This window comes from Leifsonia sp. NPDC056824 (assembly GCF_042789575.1).
In the GTDB taxonomy this organism is placed as follows: Bacteria; Actinomycetota; Actinomycetes; order Actinomycetales; family Microbacteriaceae; genus Leifsonia.
Window position 1 is genome coordinate 133,621 of the sequence record NZ_JBHUAV010000003.1, and the last position, 16,792, is coordinate 150,412.

The window sequence follows — 16,792 nt, forward strand, 5'->3', positions numbered from 1 at the left end:
CCGTGTACGAGGGTATCGTCCAGGAGCTGATCGACGAGCTGGGCCGGCTCCCCGGCATCGGGCCGAAGTCGGCGCAGCGCATCGCGTTCCACATCCTGCAGACCGAGAGCTTCGATGTCACCCGGCTCGCCGAGGTGCTGCTCGAAGTGCGCGACAAGGTGCGTTTCTGCGAGATCTGCGGCAACGTCTCTGAGCAGCCGACCTGCACGATCTGCCGAGATCCGCGCCGCTCTCCCGACACCATCTGCGTGGTCGAGGAGGCCAAGGACGTCGTCGCCATCGAGCGCACGCGCGAGTTCCGCGGCCTGTACCACGTACTCGGCGGCGCGATCAGTCCGATCGATGGCGTCGGGCCCGACGACCTCCGCATCCGGCAGCTCATGCAGCGCCTCGCCGACGGCACGGTGCAGGAGGTCATCATCGCGACCGACCCGAACCTGGAGGGCGAGGCGACGGCCACCTACCTCAGCCGCCTGCTGACCACGCTCGAGATCCGCGTCACCCGCCTCGCCTCCGGCCTCCCCGTCGGCGGCGACCTGGAGTACGCCGACGAGGTCACCCTCGGCCGCGCCTTCGAGGGCCGCCGCCAGGTCTCCTAACCCCTGTCTCCATCCGCCGAGGGGCACGTCGTTGTCACTTTTCGCGCCCGAAAGCGACAACAACGTGCCCCTCAGCGGGGGATGGGGGGCGTGGTGTCACATGGCCGGGCGGGCATATCCGTGGCCGGTAGAATGGTCACTCCCGTGAGTTCTGGAGTGCCTGTGGCCCTGATCGTTCAGAAATACGGCGGCTCGTCCGTCGCCGACGCCGAGAGCATCAAGCGCGTCGCCAAGCGCATCGTCGAGACGCGCAAGGCGGGCAACGAGGTCGTCGTGGCCGTCTCCGCGATGGGCGACACCACCGACGAGCTGGTCGACCTGGCCCACGAGGTCACGCCGATCCCCGCGCCGCGCGAGCTGGACATGCTGCTCACGGCGGGGGAGCGCATCTCCATGGCGCTGCTCGCGATGTCGATCAAGAGCATGGGCTACGACGCGCGCTCCTTCACGGGCAGCCAGGCCGGCATGATCACCGACGCCCAGCACGGCGCCGCCCGCATCGTGGACGTCACCCCCGGCCGCATCAAGGAGGCGCTGGACGAGGGCGCGATCGCCATCGTCGCCGGCTTCCAGGGCTTCAACCGCGACACCCGCGACATCACGACCCTCGGCCGCGGCGGCTCCGACACCACCGCCGTCGCCCTCGCCGCCGCGCTCGGCGCCGAGGTCTGCGAGATCTACACCGACGTCGACGGCGTGTTCACCTCCGACCCACGGCAGGTGCCGCTCGCGCGCAAGATCGACCGCATCACCAGCGAGGAGATGCTCGAGCTCGCGGCCGCCGGAGCCAAGGTCCTGCACATCCGCGCGGTGGAGTACGCGCGCCGCCACAACGTGACCCTGCACGTACGCTCCTCGTTCTCGAACCGGGTGGGCACGTACGTCCTCAACGAAGCAGCTGCGGCCGAGGCCGCGAAGAAGGATGGAATCGTGGAAGAGCCGATCATCTCCGGAGTCGCCACCGATCTGAGCGAGGCGAAGATCACCGTCGTCGGCGTGCCCGACGTCCCGGGCAAGGCGGCGCAGATCTTCAAGATCGTCGCGAAGGCCAACGCCAACGTCGACATGATCGTCCAGAACGTGTCCGCCGCGGCCACCAGCCTCACCGACATCTCGTTCACCCTCCCGAAGTCCGAGGGGCAGCGCGTGCTGACCGCTCTGAACGGCGAGCGCGACGAAGTCGGCTTCCAGGCCCTCCAGTACGACGACCAGATCGGCAAGCTCGCCCTGGTCGGCGCCGGGATGCGGACCAACTCCGGCGTCTCCGCGAAGCTGTTCGAGGCGCTCTACATCGCCGGCATCAACATCGAGATGATCTCCACCAGCGAGATCCGCATCTCGGTCGTCACCCGCGCCGACACCGTGGCGGAGGCCGCCCGCGTCGTGCACACCGCCTTCGGGCTGGACGGCGACGAGAAGGCGATCGTCTACGCGGGCACCGGCCGCTGAGCCGTTCCCGCCACCCGCGGGAATGGCCGCCGTCGCCATCCCGTTCTCCTCTTCAGACCACGACACCGAAGGACACACCATGAGCGAGACCACTCCCGGCCTTGACATCGCCGTCGTCGGCGCCACCGGCCAGGTCGGCGCCGTGATGCGCCAGCTGCTGGAGGAGCGCGACTTCCCGGTGAAGAGCATCCGCTTCTTCGCGTCGTCGCGTTCGGCCGGCACGAAGCTGCCGTTCCGCGGCGAGGAGATCACCGTCGAGGATGTGGAGACCGCCGATGTCTCCGGCATCGACATCGCCCTGTTCTCGGCCGGCGCCACCGGCTCGAAGGCGCACGCGCCCCGGTTCGCCGAGGCCGGCGCCATCGTCATCGACAACTCCAGCGGCTGGCGGATGGACCCGGACGTGCCGCTCGTGGTCTCCGAGGTGAACCCCGAGGCCATCGACGAGGCGCGCAAGGGCATCATCGCGAACCCCAACTGCACCACGATGGCGGCCATGCCCGTGCTGAAGGTCCTGCACGAGGAGGCCGGCCTCCAGCGCCTCATCGTGAGCACCTACCAGGCGGTCTCGGGCTCCGGCCTCGCCGGCGCCGAGGAGCTCGCCGGCCAGATCCGCACCGCGGTGGCCGACGAGAACCTGCTCCAGCTCGTGCACGACGGTTCGTCCGTCGCGATGCCCGAGCCGGTCAAGTACGTGCGCCCGATCGCGTTCGACGTCATCCCGCTCGCCGGCTCGATCGTCGAGGACGGCTCTAACGAGACGGACGAGGAGAAGAAGCTCCGCAACGAGAGCCGCAAGATCCTCGGCCTCCCCGAGCTGCTGGTCAGCGGTACCTGCGTGCGGGTGCCCGTCTTCACCGGCCACTCGCTGTCGATCAACGCCGAGTTCGCGTCGCCGCTCAGCCCCGAGCGCGCCACCGAGCTGCTGTCCGATGCCCCCGGCGTGACGCTCACCGACGTCCCCACGCCGCTGGAGGCCGCCGGCCAGGACCCGAGCTTCGTCGGCCGCATCCGCGCGGACGAGGGCGCCCCGGAGGGCCGCGGCATCGCGCTCTTCATCAGCAACGACAACCTCCGCAAGGGCGCCGCGCTCAACGCAGTCCAGATCGCGGAACTCGTCGCCGCCCGCCTAGCCTCCCGCGTCGCCCACTGACCCTCTCGCCGAGGGGCACGTCGTTGTCACTTTCGCGCCCCGAAAGTGACAACAACGTGCCCCTCAGCGGTTGAGGGCGTGAGGGGGATGTCTTGATGTCGAGACAGAATCTTGGCGCGACGGCCGGGGACGAGCCCACTCACCGTAGGATTGTCTAGTGAGCACTGACCCCATCGACGTCGTCCTGATCGGCGGCGGCATCATGAGCGCGACGCTGGGCTCCATGATCCAGCGCGTCCAGCCCGACTGGACCATCCGCATCTACGAGTCCCTCGGCGAAGTCGCCCAGGAGAGCTCGAACCCGTGGAACAACGCAGGAACGGGCCACGCCGCCCTCTGCGAGCTGAACTACATGCCGGAGGCCGCCGACGGCAGCGTCGACCCCGCCAAGGCGATCAGCATCAACGAGCAGTTCCAGCTCAGCCGGCAGTACTGGGCCTCCCTGGTCGCCGCGGGCCACCTGCCCGCCCCGGACACGTTCATCAACGCGACGCCGCACATGACGTTCGTGCGCGGCCGCGACAACGTCCGTTACCTCCGCAAGCGCTACGAAGCGCTCAAGGACCAGCCGCTGTTCGAGGGCATGGAATACTCCGAGGACCCGGCGACGATCGGCGAGTGGACCCCGCTGCTCACCAAGAAGCGCAACGCCAAGCAGCGCATCGCCGCCACCCGCCAGACCGCGGGCACCGACGTCGACTTCGGCGCGCTCACCCGCGCACTCGTGGACGACCTGGTGGCGAACGGCGCCGAGCTCGCGCTCAACCACAAGGTGCTCAGCATCAAGCGCACCGCGGACGAGCTCTGGAAGATCAAGGTGCGGCACGAGGTCGGCCACACCCCGCACGAGGCGCTCGCGCGCTTCGTGTTCGTCGGCGCGGGCGGCGGCGCCCTGCACCTGCTGCAGAAGTCCGGCATCCCCGAGATCAGGGGCTTCGGCGGATTCCCGATCTCCGGCCAGTTCCTCCGCACCACCAACCCGAAGATCGTCGCGCAGCACCAGGCGAAGGTCTACGGCAAGGCCGCGGTCGGCGCTCCGCCGATGTCGGTTCCGCACCTCGACACGCGCGTGGTGGACGGCGAGACCTCGCTGCTGTTCGGCCCGTACGCGGGCTTCAGCCCCAAGTTCCTGAAGAGCGGCAGCTGGTGGGACCTGCCCGGCTCGGTCCGCGCGGGCAACCTCGGCCCGATGCTCGCGGTCGCGCGCGACAACTTCTCCCTCATCAAGTACCTGGCGGGCGAGGTGCTCGCCAACCGCGAGAAGAAGCTGAGGGCGCTGCAGGAGTTCATGCCGACCGCGAAGTCGGAGGACTGGGAACTCATCACCGCCGGCCAGCGCGTGCAGGTGATGAAGAAGGACCCGAAGAAGGGCGGCGTGCTGCAGTTCGGCACCGAGGTGATCGCCTCCGCCGACGGCTCGATCGCCGGTCTGCTCGGCGCGTCCCCCGGCGCGTCGACGGCCGTGCCGATCATGGTCGACCTCCTGAAGCGCTGCTTCCCCGACCGTTACGAGGGCTGGCTGCCGACGCTGAAGCAGCTCATCCCGACCGTCGGCACCACGCTCAACGACCGCCCGGAGGAGGCCGAGCGCGTGCTCGCCGAGACCGCGGCGGTGCTCGACCTGGCGGAGAGCCCCGCCGGTCAGGTCGTCCGGGCCTGACCCCTGGCCACCCGCAGCCGGTCCGTACCTTTCGGTACGGATCGGCTGGACAGTCGTGGGCGCGACCTGTTATCGTCGTCCTCGCTATGAAGTGATCACCTCCTCTCGTCCCGCGCCCGAGGCGCCGTCGATCGAGTGAGCGACCCCATAGGTCCTGCGCCGCCTGGTATCCCAGCACCGGGCGCTCCGGCGCACTCGACGCGGAAGTCCGCCCGGCGGGAGCCTGCTCCGTGATGGAGCGCCCGGAAGGTGGTCCACAATGCCAACACTCACTCTCACTCCACTGCGCGCCGACGGTGTCTCCGTCAGCTACGGCGACCGGCGCGTGCTCTCGGATGTCTCCCTCACCGTGCCTCCTGGCGCCCGCCTCGGCCTGATCGGTGAGAACGGCGCGGGCAAGTCCACGCTGCTGCGGGTGCTCGCCGGGGAGGAGACCCCGGACTCCGGCGTCGTCCAGCGGCCGAAGCGGGTCGGCTTCCTCTGGCAGGAGGTCCGCTTCCGGCCCGACGAGACGCTCGCCACGCTGATCGAGGACGCCCTCGCCGAGGTGCGCGCCATCGAGCGCGAGCTGGAGGCCGCGGCTGCGGCGCTCGCGGGGGACGACCCCGCTGCGCACGCGCGGTACGACGCCGCCCTCGCGGCGGCCGAGCTCGCCGAGGTGTGGTCGATCGCGTCGCGTCGCGACGCTCTCCTCGACGGTCTCGGGGTCGGCGGCATCCCGCTGGCCCGGCGGCTGGACGAGGTCTCCGGAGGACAGCGCAGCCGGTTCGCGCTGGCCGCGCTGCTGCTCGGCCGGCCGGAGGCGCTGCTGCTCGACGAGCCGACGAACCACCTGGACGACGCGGCCGCGGCGTTCCTGGAGTCGCAGCTCCTCGGCTGGCACGGTCCCGTGCTCTTCGCGAGCCACGACCGCGCGTTCCTCGACTCGGCGGCCACCGGCCTCCTCGACCTCGACCCGACGCGCACAGGCACCACTGTGTACGGCGGCGGCTACAGCGCCTACCTCGCCGAGAAGACGGCCGAACGGCACCGCTGGGAGAAGCAGTACGCCGACGAGCAGGCCGAGCTCGCGGCGCTGAAGCACGCGGTCGACGTGACCGCGCGCTCCATCGCCTGGTCGGGCAAGGTCCGCGACAACGACAAGTTCGTGAAGTCGTACAAGGGCAACACCCTGGACAGGCAGATCAGCCGGCGCGTGCGCAACGCGGACGGCCGGCTGGAGGAGCTGACCAGCACGCAGGTCCGCAAGCCGCCCAAGCCGCTCGGCTTCTCCGGCATCCCCGCGGGGTTCCAGCCGGTGGGCGCGGAGGCCGGGTCGCTGCTGCAGGCGGACGACCTCCATGTCCCCGGCCGGCTGAGGCTCGACCGGTTCGCGGTGGAGGCGCAGTCGCGCGTGCTCGTGACCGGCGCCAACGGTGCGGGCAAGTCGACGCTGCTCTCGGTGCTCGCCGGGCGGATCGTGCCGCTCGTCGGGACGGTGCAGCGCCGCCGCGGCCTGCGGGTGGAGCTCCTGGAGCAGGACGTTCGCTTCGCGGACCCGACGCAGACCCCGCGGCGGATCTACGAGCTGGCGCTGGGGGAGCGGCGCGCGGAGGCCGTCCCGCTCTCGGGCCTCGGCCTGATCGCGCCGCGCGACCTCGACAGGGAGGTCGGCACGCTCTCCGTGGGGCAGCAGCGCCGGCTGGCGCTGGCGTTGATCATGGCGCGGCCGCCGCACGTCTTCCTGCTCGACGAGCCGACCAACCATCTCTCGCTCACCCTGGCGACCGAGTTGGAGGCCGCCCTCGGCGGCTACCCCGGCGCGGTCGTGGTGGCGAGTCACGACCGGTGGCTGCGCGAGCGCTGGTCGGGGGAGGTGGTGTCGCTGCGGAGCGCCACGCTGCGCGACGCTTGACGAAGGTTCGAACATATGTTCGAATGATTGCATGAGGTGGAGCGGGCAGGAGCTGGCGGTGGAGACGCCGTCGGCCCTGCCCGGTCTCGCCCGGCTGAACAACCTGGTGCGGTCGGTGCGCACGCCGGAGTTCGCGGGCATCACCTTCCACGAGATCCTCGCCAAGTCGGCGCTCAACAAGATCCCGGGCGGGGGAGGGCCGATGCCCTTCGGCTGGACGATCAACCCGTACCGCGGCTGCTCGCACGCCTGCGTGTACTGCTTCGCGCGCCCGACGCACAGCTATCTGGAGCTCGATCAGGGCAAGGACTTCGACCAGGAGATCATCGTCAAGGTCAACGTGGCCGACGTGCTGCGCACGGAGCTGACGAAGCCGAGCTGGGGCCACCACCCGGTCGCGCTCGGCACCAACACCGACCCGTACCAGCGGGCGGAGGGGCGGTACGCGCTGATGCCCGGCATCATCGACGCGCTGACCGATTCCGGCACGCCGTTCAGCATCCTCACCAAGGGCTCGCTACTCCGGCGCGACCTCGACCGGCTGGCGGAGGCGGCGAAGCGGGTCCCCGTCGATCTGGCGATGTCGATCGCGGTCTACGACGACGAGCTCCAGCAGTCGGTCGAACCGGGAACGCCCACGACGAAGGCGCGCCTGGCGACCGTCACCGCCGTGCGCGAGCACGGGCTCGACTGCGGGGTGTTCCTGATGCCGATCCTGCCGTACCTCACGGACACCCGGGCGCACCTCCACGAGGCGCTGCGGCAGGCGAAGGAGGCCGGGGCCACCAGCGTGCTCTACACCGCGCTGCACCTGAAGCCGGGGGTCAAGGAGTGGTACTACCTGTGGCTGGGGAGGGAGCATCCGGAGCTGCTGCCCCGATACCGCAGCATGTACGGCCGCGGCACGTACGCGCCCAAGGAGTACCGAACGTGGCTGGCGGCGCGGATCAAGCCGCTCATCCGAGCACACCGGCTCGAGCGCGGGCAGGAGGACCCGCTGACCGGAGGAGTGCGGTCGTCGGCGCTCGGGATGCTGCGCGACGGCGAGGGGGAGCGGCGCGTGGTGGATCGGGTCGCGCCCGAGGAGGTCGCGCCCGAGTCGGCGCTGGTGACGCTCGGGGTGCAGCCGACGTTGTTCTGAGGGGGCCGCGCACTCCCACGGGGGTACAACACGCCGACCTGCCCGGGGTACACAGCGGGCAGGGTTGCTGCCATAATCCCCACTGGGAGGCCGCCGACGCGCGATCTCCCACCGACGCCTCCACCGCCGGTCCCTCTCGCGCCGAAGGAGTCCGGTGTCGCTCGGCCTTCCCAGCCACCTCTCCCGGGCGGCGAACTCGCGCGCGCTGGCGACCGCGGCCCGCTGGGCCGCGCTGGTCTGCCTGGTCATGGCCGCGATCAACGTCGCCGTGTCGACGGTCGGCGGGACCACCGGCGCCGCCTCCTGGATCAGCACCCTCGTGCTGCTGCCGATGATCGCGCTGCTCCTCCTGCTGTCGCGCGGCCGGACCGTCCTGCTCACCCTCGCCTACCTGCTCGTCGGCGCGGTCTGCACCTACTTCTACGTCTCCCTGATCTTCGACAGCACCCCCGAGTATCAGGACACGAACCTGCTCGTCATCGCCCTCCCCGTCGTCGCGATGACCCTGGTCGGCGGAACCGGCACCGGCTCGCTCATCGGCGTGCTGTGGGCCACCCTCGGGTTCGCGCTCGCGGAGACCGCCGTGTTCCTCGGGGCGAGCGCGGCCGGGCGCGACTTCCGGCCGGACGCCATCTCGCTGAGCGCCTACCTGCTGCTGGTCGGCGTGCTCGCCTTCGACGGGCTCACCCGCGGCTCGCGCTCGCGGACGCAGGGCGCCATCCACCGCGCCGTCCGCGACGCCCGGCTCGTCGACCTGCGGCGCGAGCTGCTCGCGGAGTCCACGGCCGACCTCCACGACACCGTGCTCAGCGAGCTCGTCGCCGTCGCCTCCACGGAGCCGGGGGAGCTGCCCGCGCGGCTCCGGCAGCGTATCGAGTCCGACCTCCGCACGCTCGGCGGCGCCGCTCTGCCCGTCGACGACCGCGCGCCGGCCGACGAAGACCCGTGGTACGACAGCGAACTGCGCCGGGCCATCGAGGACGCACGCGACGAGGGCATCGCCGTCGACATCTCCGGGGAGCGCGAGGCCGTCGCGCTCCTGACCGCCGACGCCCGCCGCGCGGTCGGCCTCGCCGTCCGCCAGTGCCTGGTCAACGTGCTGCGGCACTCCGGCAGCGCCACCGCCGAGGTCGCGTTCTCCTGCGGCGACGCCTCCGTCTCGGTCATGGTCGTCGACGGCGGTCGCGGCTTCGCGGCAGCAGCCGGCGCGGGCGGCGACCGGCTGGGCCTGCGCCAGTCGGTGCACGACCGGGTCAGCAAGGTCGGCGGCACGGTCACCGTCTACTCGGCCGAGGACGTCGGGACGACCGTGATCATGACCCTCCCGGTGGCGGAGGCGTCATGAACCAGGTGCTGTCCGAGACGATCGTCCACTACCGGTCGCTGCCCGTCGAGCGCACGCCGCAGCGGCTGGACCCGCTCGGCGTGCAGTCCGCCTGGCTCCTCGTCCCGCTGCTCGGCGCGGTCGCGGTGGCCTATGCGGTGTTCTCCACGGTCCAGCACCACGCCCAGTTCCGCAGTCCCGCCCTCGCGGTCTGGGCCGTCGTCGTGCTGCTGCTGGCCGTCGTCGTCGCGACGATCCGCACGCATCCCGGTCTCGCGCCGGTGGGGCTGTGGTCGCACCTGGCGATCATCGGCGTCGCGGTCGCCGCCGCCTGTCTCTTCGCCGCGGCGGTCTGGGGGCACAACCAGCGCATCCAGGACGACTGGGGTCAGATGGCCGTCGCCCTGCTGCTGGCGGCGATGCCGCTGTACCGTCCCGTCGGCGAAGTGCTCACCGTCGCCGTCATCGCCGCCCTCGTCCTCGGCGCGCTCGCCGCGCTGCAGGGGCGGTCGCTGCTCATCTCGAACCACCCGCTCGTCTACGCGACCATCGCCGCCACGCCGGTGCTCGCCCTGGCGTTCGGCGGCGCGGGCTACGCGTGGACCATGACCGGCGAGACGCTCCGCTGGCGGGAGGTCGCCCGGGCGGGTCAGCTCCGGCTCGACGCGGAGCTGCGGCAGGTCGCCGCGCGGATGGTCGCACAGGAGCGGGCGACCGCGCTGAACGCCGAGGCGGTCCCGTTCCTGACCGCACTGGCCGCCCGCGGGGTCATCACCGAGCAGGACCGGCGGGTCGCCCGCAGCATCGCCGAGCGGCTTCGTGCGTCCGCCGTGGAGGCCGTGGATCGGGGCTGGCTGGCCGAGACCGTCGCGCTCGCCCTCTCCCGGCGAGGCGCGGGAACGGAGGCGGACCGCCGCTCCCGCGTGCACGACCCCGACCGGCTCGAACAGGTGCTGAGCGAGGAGCAGCGCGCGGTCGTCGGCGCGCTCATCGGGACCGTCGCCGACCTCGCAGGACTCGACGCCGACAGCCTGGCCATGACGGTGGCGCAGCCCGGCGCCCCGGTCTTCCTTCTCACCGCGATGGTCGCCGAGCCGCGGCGTGCGCTCCGCTCCGCGCTCGTCCCGTATCTCAGCGCGCTGCAGTCGGTGTCGATGGTGGCGTCGATGCGCGTTCGCGCAGGCGGGCTGACCGTCCGCTTCGCCTATCCTGAGAGGCGAACGCCATGAGTACCAGCACAGCGCATCCCATCTCCATTTCGGCCCCGATCCGGCTCGCCATCCTCGACGACCACGAGATCCTCCTCGACAGCCTCGCCGCCTGGATCGACCGGAACGCCCCCGACTTCGACCTCGTCGTGCGCGCGGGGAGCTGGCTGGAACTCGTCCACAGCGATGCGTTTCCGACCGATCTGGTCATCATGGACCTCCAGCTCCGCGAGTCCGTGTCGATCGGCGCGCGCGTGCGCACCTGCCGGGCGGCCGGCGCGAAGGTGGTCGTCCTGAGCGCCGTCGACACGCAGGAGGACCGCGACGCCGCGCTCGCCGCCGGCGCGGTCGCCTACGTCACGAAGACCCAGCCGATGGCCGAGCTGATCGCCGCGGCCCTCGCCGCGATGGGCCGCAGCGCGGGCCAGAAGCAGCCGGCGCCCGCCTGGCGCCCGCGCCCGACGGTCCCCGAGGCCTCCCGCCCCAAGCTCAGCGATGGCGAGCGGCAGGCGCTGGTGCTGTACGCCGACGGCCGCACCACCTCCGAAGTGGCCCGCGCGATGAACGTGCAGTACGAGACGGCCAAGACCTACCTGCGCCGCGTCCGCGAGAAGTACGGCAAGGTCGGCAGGCCCACGAGCTCGCGCGCCGACCTCATCCGCCGCGCCGCGGAGGACGGCTACCTCACCTGACCCTCCGGCGCCCGCATAGGATTGCTCCGTGGCAAAACTGTATTTCCGCTACGGCGCGATGAACAGCGGCAAGAGCACCGCCATGCTCCAGGCGGCGTACAACTACGAGGAGCGTGGGCACCGGGTGCTGCTCGCCAAGCCGGCGATCGACACCAAGGGCGACATGGGCATCCTGTCGCGCCTCGGCGTGACCCGTCAGGTGGACTTCCTGATCGCGCCGGAGACCGACGCGTACGGACGCTTCCAGCAGCACCGCGAGCGCACGCTCAAGCGCTTCGGTCGCGACGTCAGTGCGCTCCTGGTCGACGAGGCGCAGTTCCTCACCGAGGCGCAGATCGACGACCTGCTGCGGATCGCGCTGCTGGACGACGTGCCGGTGCTCGCCTACGGCATCCGCACCGACTTCCAGACGGTCGCGTTCCCCGGCAGCAGGCGCCTGCTGGAGGTCGCCCACAGCCTCGAGGAGTTGAAGACCATCTGCCGCTGCGGCCGCAAGGCGATCTTCAACGCGCGCAAGATCGACGGCGTCTTCGTCTTCGACGGCGACCAGGTCGCCATCGACGGCGCCTCGGTCAGCTATGAGGCGCTGTGCGGCAACTGCTACCTGGACGAGAGCCAGGGCGTGCTGAACAACGGCCGCCGGCACTGGCCGGCAGCCACGCCCACCGCCTACGACAGCGAACCGGACCCGGACTTCACCTGATGCGCATCTCCGTCATCGGCGTCGGCTACCTCGGAGCCGTCCACGCCGCAGCCATGGCCGACCTCGGCCACACCGTCGTCGGCGTCGACGTGGACGAGGCGAAGATCGCCGCCCTCTCCGAGGCGCGCGCGCCGTTCTTCGAGCCGGGCCTCCCGGACGTGCTCGCGTCCGCCACCGCCAGTGGGCGGCTGCGGTTCACCACCGACTTCGCCGCCATCGCCGACTCCGACGTGCACTTCGTCGCCGTCGGCACGCCGCAGTCCGCGGGGAGCGACGCCGCCGACCTCCGGTTCGTGGACGCCGCCTTCGACTCGCTCTTGGAGCACGTCTCGCCCGGCGACGTCATCGTCGGCAAGAGCACCGTCCCCGTCGGCACGGCCTCCCGGCTCGCGGAGCTCGTCGCCCAGCGCGTGCCCGGTGCGACGCTCGCCTGGAACCCGGAGTTCCTCCGCGAGGGCTTCGCCGTCAAGGACACCGTGAGCCCCGACCGGCTCGTCTACGGCGTGCCGGAGGGCGAGCAGGGCGCACGGGCCGCGCGCATCCTCGACGAGGTGTACGCCGCCGCTGTGGCGAACGGCACGCCGGTCATCGTCACCGACTACGCGACCGCGGAGCTGGTGAAGGTCGCGGCGAACGCGTTCCTGGCCACGAAGATCTCGTTCATCAATGCGATGGCCGAGATCGCGGAGGCCACCGGCGCCGACGTGACGCAGCTCGCGGACGCCATCGGTCACGACGCCCGGATCGGGCGGCGCTTCCTCAATGCCGGCGTCGGTTTCGGCGGCGGCTGCCTGCCGAAGGACATCCGCGCGTTCAGTGCCCGCGCCCGGGAGCTCGGCCGGGGCGACTCGGTCAAGTTCCTGGACGAGGTGGACAAGATCAACCTCCGTCGCCGCGAGCGCGTGGTCGAGCTGGTGCGCGAGGAGACGGGCGCCCTCGACGGCGTGCGTGTCGCCGTGCTGGGCCTGGCCTTCAAGCCGCACTCGGACGACATCCGCGACTCGCCGGCCCTGGACATCGCCGTGCGGCTGGCGGAGAACGGCGCGATCGTCACGGCGACCGATCCGGAGGCCAACGCGAACGCACGCCGCCGCGCTCCGCAGCTCACGTACGTGGACTCGGCGGCCGAGGCCGCAACGGACGCGGACATCGTCGTGCTGATCACCGAATGGCCGGAGTTCACCGGGCTCGACCCGGAGGAGCTGGGCGCGCTGGTCTCGCATCGCCGGGTCATCGACGGCCGCAACGCGCTCGACGCCGAGCGGTGGCGCGCTGCCGGGTGGCAGTTCCGCGGGCTCGGGCGCTGACGACGCGCCGACGTGCCCCCATTTTGGGGTACGAAAGGGGCTGCTGAATAAACTGAGGATTTGTTACCTTTATCCTCATGGCGACTGGTCTCTCGCACCACGACGCGCCGCCGCGACCCGCGGCCCCGCCGTTCGAGGCGCGCCACCGCCACCGGAGCCCCCGCGGCCGCGGCCTCATCCTCGCCCTGATCGTCCTCGCCGGCCTGGTCCTCCTCGCCATCGCGTGGATCGGCCTGCGGGGATTCCTCGCCCAGCAGGAGCTCAACGCCGCCGTGCCGGATGTGAGAGCCGTCCGTGCCGCCGTCGCGGAAAGCGACACCGCCGGGGCCGCGTCGGCCGCCACGGAGCTGCAGAAGCATGCGCACGCCGCGGTGTCCCTCACCAGCGACCCGGTCTGGCAGCTCGCGGAGGGCATCCCGTGGGTCGGCGGGAACCTATCGGCGGTGAGCACCATCTCCCGAGCCACCGACGCCGTGGCCTCCGATGTCATCAAGCCGCTCGTCTCGATCGCCGGCTCGGTGGATCCGCGTACGCTGCACCTGACGGGCGGCACGCTGGACCTCGCGCCCATCGTGGCCGCCCAGCCCGTGATGGCCAAGGCGCAGACGGCCTTCGACTCGGCCAGGAGCGACATCGGGTCCATCGACCGGAGCAGCGTGATCAGCCCGATCGGCTCGGCCGTCACCAAGATGCGCTCGCTGATGGCGGAGGTCGCTCCCGACCTGCAGGCCGTCGACAACACCGTCCGGCTCCTGCCGGGGATGCTCGGAGCGGACGGCCCCCGCTCGTACCTGATCGTCGCGCAGAACCCTGCAGAGCTCCGCGCTACCGGCGGTCTCATCGGCTCGGTCGTGCTCGTGAACGCGGACAAGGGGGCGGTGGCGCTCTCCACCGAGGTGGCCGGGACCTCCATCGGGCCGTGGCCGACGCCCGTCTTCGACGTGCCGACGGCGACTTCCGGCCTCTACGGCCCGCTGGTCGGCCGGTACCTCCAGGACGTCAACTTCACCCCCGACTTCCCGCTCGCGGCGCGGACGGCCTCGGCGATGTGGGTGCGCACGCACGGCGGAGTGGTCGACGGCGTCATCACCGTCGACCCGGTCGTCCTGAGCGCGATGCTGAAGGCGACGGGGCCGGTCACACTGCCGTCCGGCGACGTGCTGACCTCCGCGAACGCCGTACCGCTCCTGCTCAGTGGAATCTACGCGCGCTATCCCGACGCTCCGCAGAAGCAGGACGCCTTCTTCAGCAAGGCGGCGTCGGCCGTGTTCGACCGCGTCGTGGGCGGGGTCGACGGGGCGGCGCTGGTGAAGGCGCTCGCGGCCTCCGGGACCTCGAACCGCATCCAGATCTGGAGCTCGCACGCGTCGGAGCAGTCGATCCTGGAGACCACGACGCTCGCCGGCGCCCTGCCGGTGTCGACGCCGGAGACCGCCGCCCTCGGCGTCTACTTCAACGACGCCACCGGCTCGAAGATGGACTACTACCTGCGCACGTCGGTCGCCGCGGGCGCCGCGGTGTGCCGTGCGGACGGGAAGGTGACAACGATGCTGGAGGTCACCCTGACCAACGGCGCGCCCGCGAACGCCGCCACCGCGCTTCCGGCCTACGTCACCGGAGCCGGGTCCTACGGCGTCCCACCCGGCGACATCAAGACGCGGATCGCCTTCTACGGTCCGGAGCAGGGGCTCCTCGCGGGGGTGAAGAGCAAGGGCGTGGATGTCCCGTCCATCGCGGGAACGGACAACGGGCGCCCGGTCGCGGTCGTGGAGGTGCAACTCGCGCCCGGCCAGTCGAAGACGATCGACGTGCAGTTCCTCGGCACCGCGCAGTGGGCTCCCGGCTACACGGTCGACGTCACCCCGACGCTGAAGGGGGACGGTACGACCCCCGATGTGGGGGCACGCCCCTCGGTCGCGAGGATTGCCGTGCCGTGTTCTTCCGTCGTAAAGTGAGCATTAATCATTAATGCCCGACGCACTGGCCGGGCGAGGGGAAGGCGTACCCGAATGTTGAAGAAGATCCTGGCGGCGGCAGCCGTCACCGCGGCGCTGTTCCTCGCAGCGCCTGCGGCCGCGAACGCTGTGTCGTACCCGAGCGGCGCACCCTGCACGTTCGACGTGAGCGTGACCCAGGCCGGACACACCGCGACCCTGACCTGCATCCCTGGCACCTGGGCGGACGGGGAGAGCATCACCTGGGTCGGCAGCGGCGCGAACGGCTCCGCCATCGTGATGGCGAGCTCGGTGACGTTCACCAAGCACTCCAACGCGGACGGCAGCGACGTGCTCAAGGTGACGCTCCCGTCCGACGCGACGGGCGTGTACACGATCACCGGCACCGGCGCCACGAGCGGCCACGTCTGCTCCGCGTCGCTCACGGTGACACCGGCTGACGCGAGCTCCTCGACCATCAACGACCCGGGCAGCTCCGGCCTCGCCGACACCGGCTCCGTGATCGCCGAGTGGTCGATCTGGGTGGGCGGCGGCCTCCTGGTCATCGGCCTGGTGAGCGTCGCGCTCGCGGCGTGGATGCGGAAGGTCCGGTCGTCCTGACCTGACCGGAATGGCGGGAGGGCGGCAGCGGTTGCCCTCCCTGTGACCTCCACCAGCATCCCCCTCAATGTCCTCGACCTCGCCAGCAGACCCGCCGGCGGCAGCAACGCCGACGCAGTAGCCGGGACGGTCCGCCTCGCACAGCAGGCGGAGCGTCTCGGCTACCGGCGTTTCTGGGTGGCCGAGCACCACGGGATGCCGGCGATCGCCTCCAGCGCCCCGGCCGTCCTCATCGCGGGCGTCGCGGCGGCGACCGAGCGCATCCGGGTCGGCTCGGGCGGCGTGATGCTCCCCAATCACGCGCCCCTCGTGGTCGCGGAGCAGTTCGGCACCCTCCGCGCGCTGTACGGCGACCGCATCGACCTCGGCATCGGCCGCGCGCCCGGCACGGACGGCGCGACCGCGATGGCCTTGCGCCGCAGCGCGGAGGGCCTCGGGGTGGACGACTTCCCGCAGCAGCTCCTCGACCTGTTCGGCCTCTTCTACGGCGGCATGAGCGACGCGAACCCGCTGCACGGCATCACGGCCGTGCCGGGCCTCGGCGACGCTCCGCAGGTCTGGCTGCTGGGGTCGAGCGGCTACAGCGCCCAGGTCGCCGCGGCCCTCGGCCTCCCGTTCGCGTTCGCCCACCACTTCGCGGGGGAGAACACGGAGGCCGCCCTCGACCTCTACCGTTCGCGCTTCGAGCCGGGGGAGCAGCTCGCCGAGCCGCACGCCATGATCGCCGTGAACGTGGTGTCGGACGACGACCCGGAGCGGGTGCGCGCGCTGTCGCTGCCCGGCCAGCTCTCGTTCCTGCGGATGCGCCGCGGCCTCAAGCCGCAGCCGGTGAGCGTCGAGGAGGCCCTCGCCTACGAGTTCAGCCCGGCCGAAGAGGAGTTCATCGCCGCCCGGAACGCCCGCCAGGCGATCGGGACTCCCGACCAGGTGAAGGCGCGACTCGACGCGCTGATCGCCTCGACCGGGGCGGACGAGCTGATGGTCTCCTCCGGCGCCGCGACCGTGGAGGGCCGCATCCGCTCCCTGGAGATCGTGGCAGGGCTGTACCCGGCCGAGTGACGGGCTCCATGACGGACCGTGACGGCGGCAGGGGCGATCCCGGAGGGC

The 16,792-nt window shown here is 71.3% G+C and carries 14 protein-coding genes; all 14 read left to right on the top strand.

Annotated elements, in window-relative coordinates; all coding sequences use genetic code 11:
• Window positions 1–2: 2 nt before the first annotated feature.
• The 14 genes from recR (at window position 3) to ACFRFH_RS13585 (ending at window position 16,744) form a co-directional block, all read left to right on the top strand.
• Entirely contained in the window at window positions 3–599 is a 597-nt protein-coding gene (recR, locus tag ACFRFH_RS13520) for a recombination mediator RecR (RefSeq protein ID WP_370056432.1), read from the top strand.
• A gap of 162 nt (window positions 600–761) precedes the next feature.
• A complete protein-coding gene (locus ACFRFH_RS13525) occupies window positions 762–2,048 on the top strand; it encodes an aspartate kinase (protein ID WP_382463841.1) in 1,287 nt (428 codons plus the stop codon).
• Window positions 2,049–2,127: 79 nt separating this feature from the next.
• Window positions 2,128–3,201, top strand: coding sequence for an aspartate-semialdehyde dehydrogenase (locus tag ACFRFH_RS13530; RefSeq protein ID WP_382463525.1), 1,074 nt, complete (start codon window positions 2,128–2,130; stop codon window positions 3,199–3,201).
• 157 nt (window positions 3,202–3,358) lie between these two features.
• On the top strand, window positions 3,359–4,861 hold the full coding sequence (locus ACFRFH_RS13535; protein WP_382463526.1) for a malate:quinone oxidoreductase: 1,503 nt from the start codon (window positions 3,359–3,361) through the stop codon (window positions 4,859–4,861).
• A gap of 259 nt (window positions 4,862–5,120) precedes the next feature.
• Window positions 5,121–6,755: an ABC-F family ATP-binding cassette domain-containing protein gene (locus ACFRFH_RS13540; protein WP_382463527.1), complete on the top strand. Its 1,635-nt coding sequence runs from the start codon at window positions 5,121–5,123 to the stop codon at window positions 6,753–6,755.
• Window positions 6,756–6,786: 31 nt separating this feature from the next.
• Window positions 6,787–7,896, top strand: coding sequence for an Rv2578c family radical SAM protein (locus ACFRFH_RS13545; RefSeq protein ID WP_382463528.1), 1,110 nt, complete (start codon window positions 6,787–6,789; stop codon window positions 7,894–7,896).
• 154 nt (window positions 7,897–8,050) lie between these two features.
• Window positions 8,051–9,241, top strand: coding sequence for a sensor histidine kinase (locus ACFRFH_RS13550; RefSeq protein ID WP_382463529.1), 1,191 nt, complete (start codon window positions 8,051–8,053; stop codon window positions 9,239–9,241).
• Complete coding sequence (locus ACFRFH_RS13555; protein WP_382463530.1) at window positions 9,238–10,449, top strand: hypothetical protein; 1,212 nt, start codon at window positions 9,238–9,240, stop codon at window positions 10,447–10,449. Before ACFRFH_RS13550 ends, ACFRFH_RS13555 begins: the two co-directional genes overlap by 4 nt.
• Complete coding sequence (locus ACFRFH_RS13560) at window positions 10,446–11,120, top strand: response regulator transcription factor (RefSeq protein WP_382463531.1); 675 nt, start codon at window positions 10,446–10,448, stop codon at window positions 11,118–11,120. The genes ACFRFH_RS13555 and ACFRFH_RS13560 overlap by 4 nt, the downstream gene beginning before the upstream one ends.
• 28 nt (window positions 11,121–11,148) lie before the next feature.
• Window positions 11,149–11,823 carry a thymidine kinase gene (locus ACFRFH_RS13565; protein ID WP_382463532.1) on the top strand — a complete coding sequence of 225 codons (675 nt, stop codon included), beginning with the start codon at window positions 11,149–11,151 and terminating at the stop codon, window positions 11,821–11,823.
• Window positions 11,823–13,130: a UDP-glucose dehydrogenase family protein gene (locus ACFRFH_RS13570; RefSeq protein ID WP_382463533.1), complete on the top strand. Its 1,308-nt coding sequence runs from the start codon at window positions 11,823–11,825 to the stop codon at window positions 13,128–13,130. Before ACFRFH_RS13565 ends, ACFRFH_RS13570 begins: the two co-directional genes overlap by 1 nt.
• A 77-nt stretch (window positions 13,131–13,207) precedes the next feature.
• A complete protein-coding gene (locus tag ACFRFH_RS13575; RefSeq protein ID WP_382463534.1) occupies window positions 13,208–15,085 on the top strand; it encodes a DUF4012 domain-containing protein in 1,878 nt (625 codons plus the stop codon).
• Window positions 15,086–15,139: 54 nt separating this feature from the next.
• Window positions 15,140–15,685 carry a hypothetical protein gene (locus tag ACFRFH_RS13580; RefSeq protein ID WP_382463535.1) on the top strand — a complete coding sequence of 182 codons (546 nt, stop codon included), beginning with the start codon at window positions 15,140–15,142 and terminating at the stop codon, window positions 15,683–15,685.
• A gap of 42 nt (window positions 15,686–15,727) precedes the next feature.
• Window positions 15,728–16,744 (top strand): LLM class flavin-dependent oxidoreductase, encoded by a 1,017-nt coding sequence (locus ACFRFH_RS13585; protein WP_382463536.1) that lies wholly within the window; start codon window positions 15,728–15,730, stop codon window positions 16,742–16,744.
• The last annotated feature ends 48 nt before the right edge of the window (window positions 16,745–16,792 follow it).

Excerpts from the sequence above, each read along its gene's own strand:
- ACFRFH_RS13545 (WP_382463528.1), top strand. The coding sequence starts at position 6,787 with ATGAGGTGGAGCGGGCAGGAGCTGGCGGTGGAGACGCCGTCGGCCCTG.
- ACFRFH_RS13530 (WP_382463525.1), top strand. The coding sequence starts at position 2,128 with ATGAGCGAGACCACTCCCGGCCTTGACATCGCCGTCGTCGGCGCCACC.
- ACFRFH_RS13560 (WP_382463531.1), top strand. The coding sequence starts at position 10,446 with ATGAGTACCAGCACAGCGCATCCCATCTCCATTTCGGCCCCGATCCGG.
- ACFRFH_RS13555 (WP_382463530.1), top strand. The coding sequence starts at position 9,238 with ATGAACCAGGTGCTGTCCGAGACGATCGTCCACTACCGGTCGCTGCCC.
- ACFRFH_RS13540 (WP_382463527.1), top strand. The coding sequence starts at position 5,121 with ATGCCAACACTCACTCTCACTCCACTGCGCGCCGACGGTGTCTCCGTC.
- ACFRFH_RS13580 (WP_382463535.1), top strand. The coding sequence starts at position 15,140 with ATGTTGAAGAAGATCCTGGCGGCGGCAGCCGTCACCGCGGCGCTGTTC.
- ACFRFH_RS13575 (WP_382463534.1), top strand. The coding sequence starts at position 13,208 with ATGGCGACTGGTCTCTCGCACCACGACGCGCCGCCGCGACCCGCGGCC.
- ACFRFH_RS13570 (WP_382463533.1), top strand. The coding sequence starts at position 11,823 with ATGCGCATCTCCGTCATCGGCGTCGGCTACCTCGGAGCCGTCCACGCC.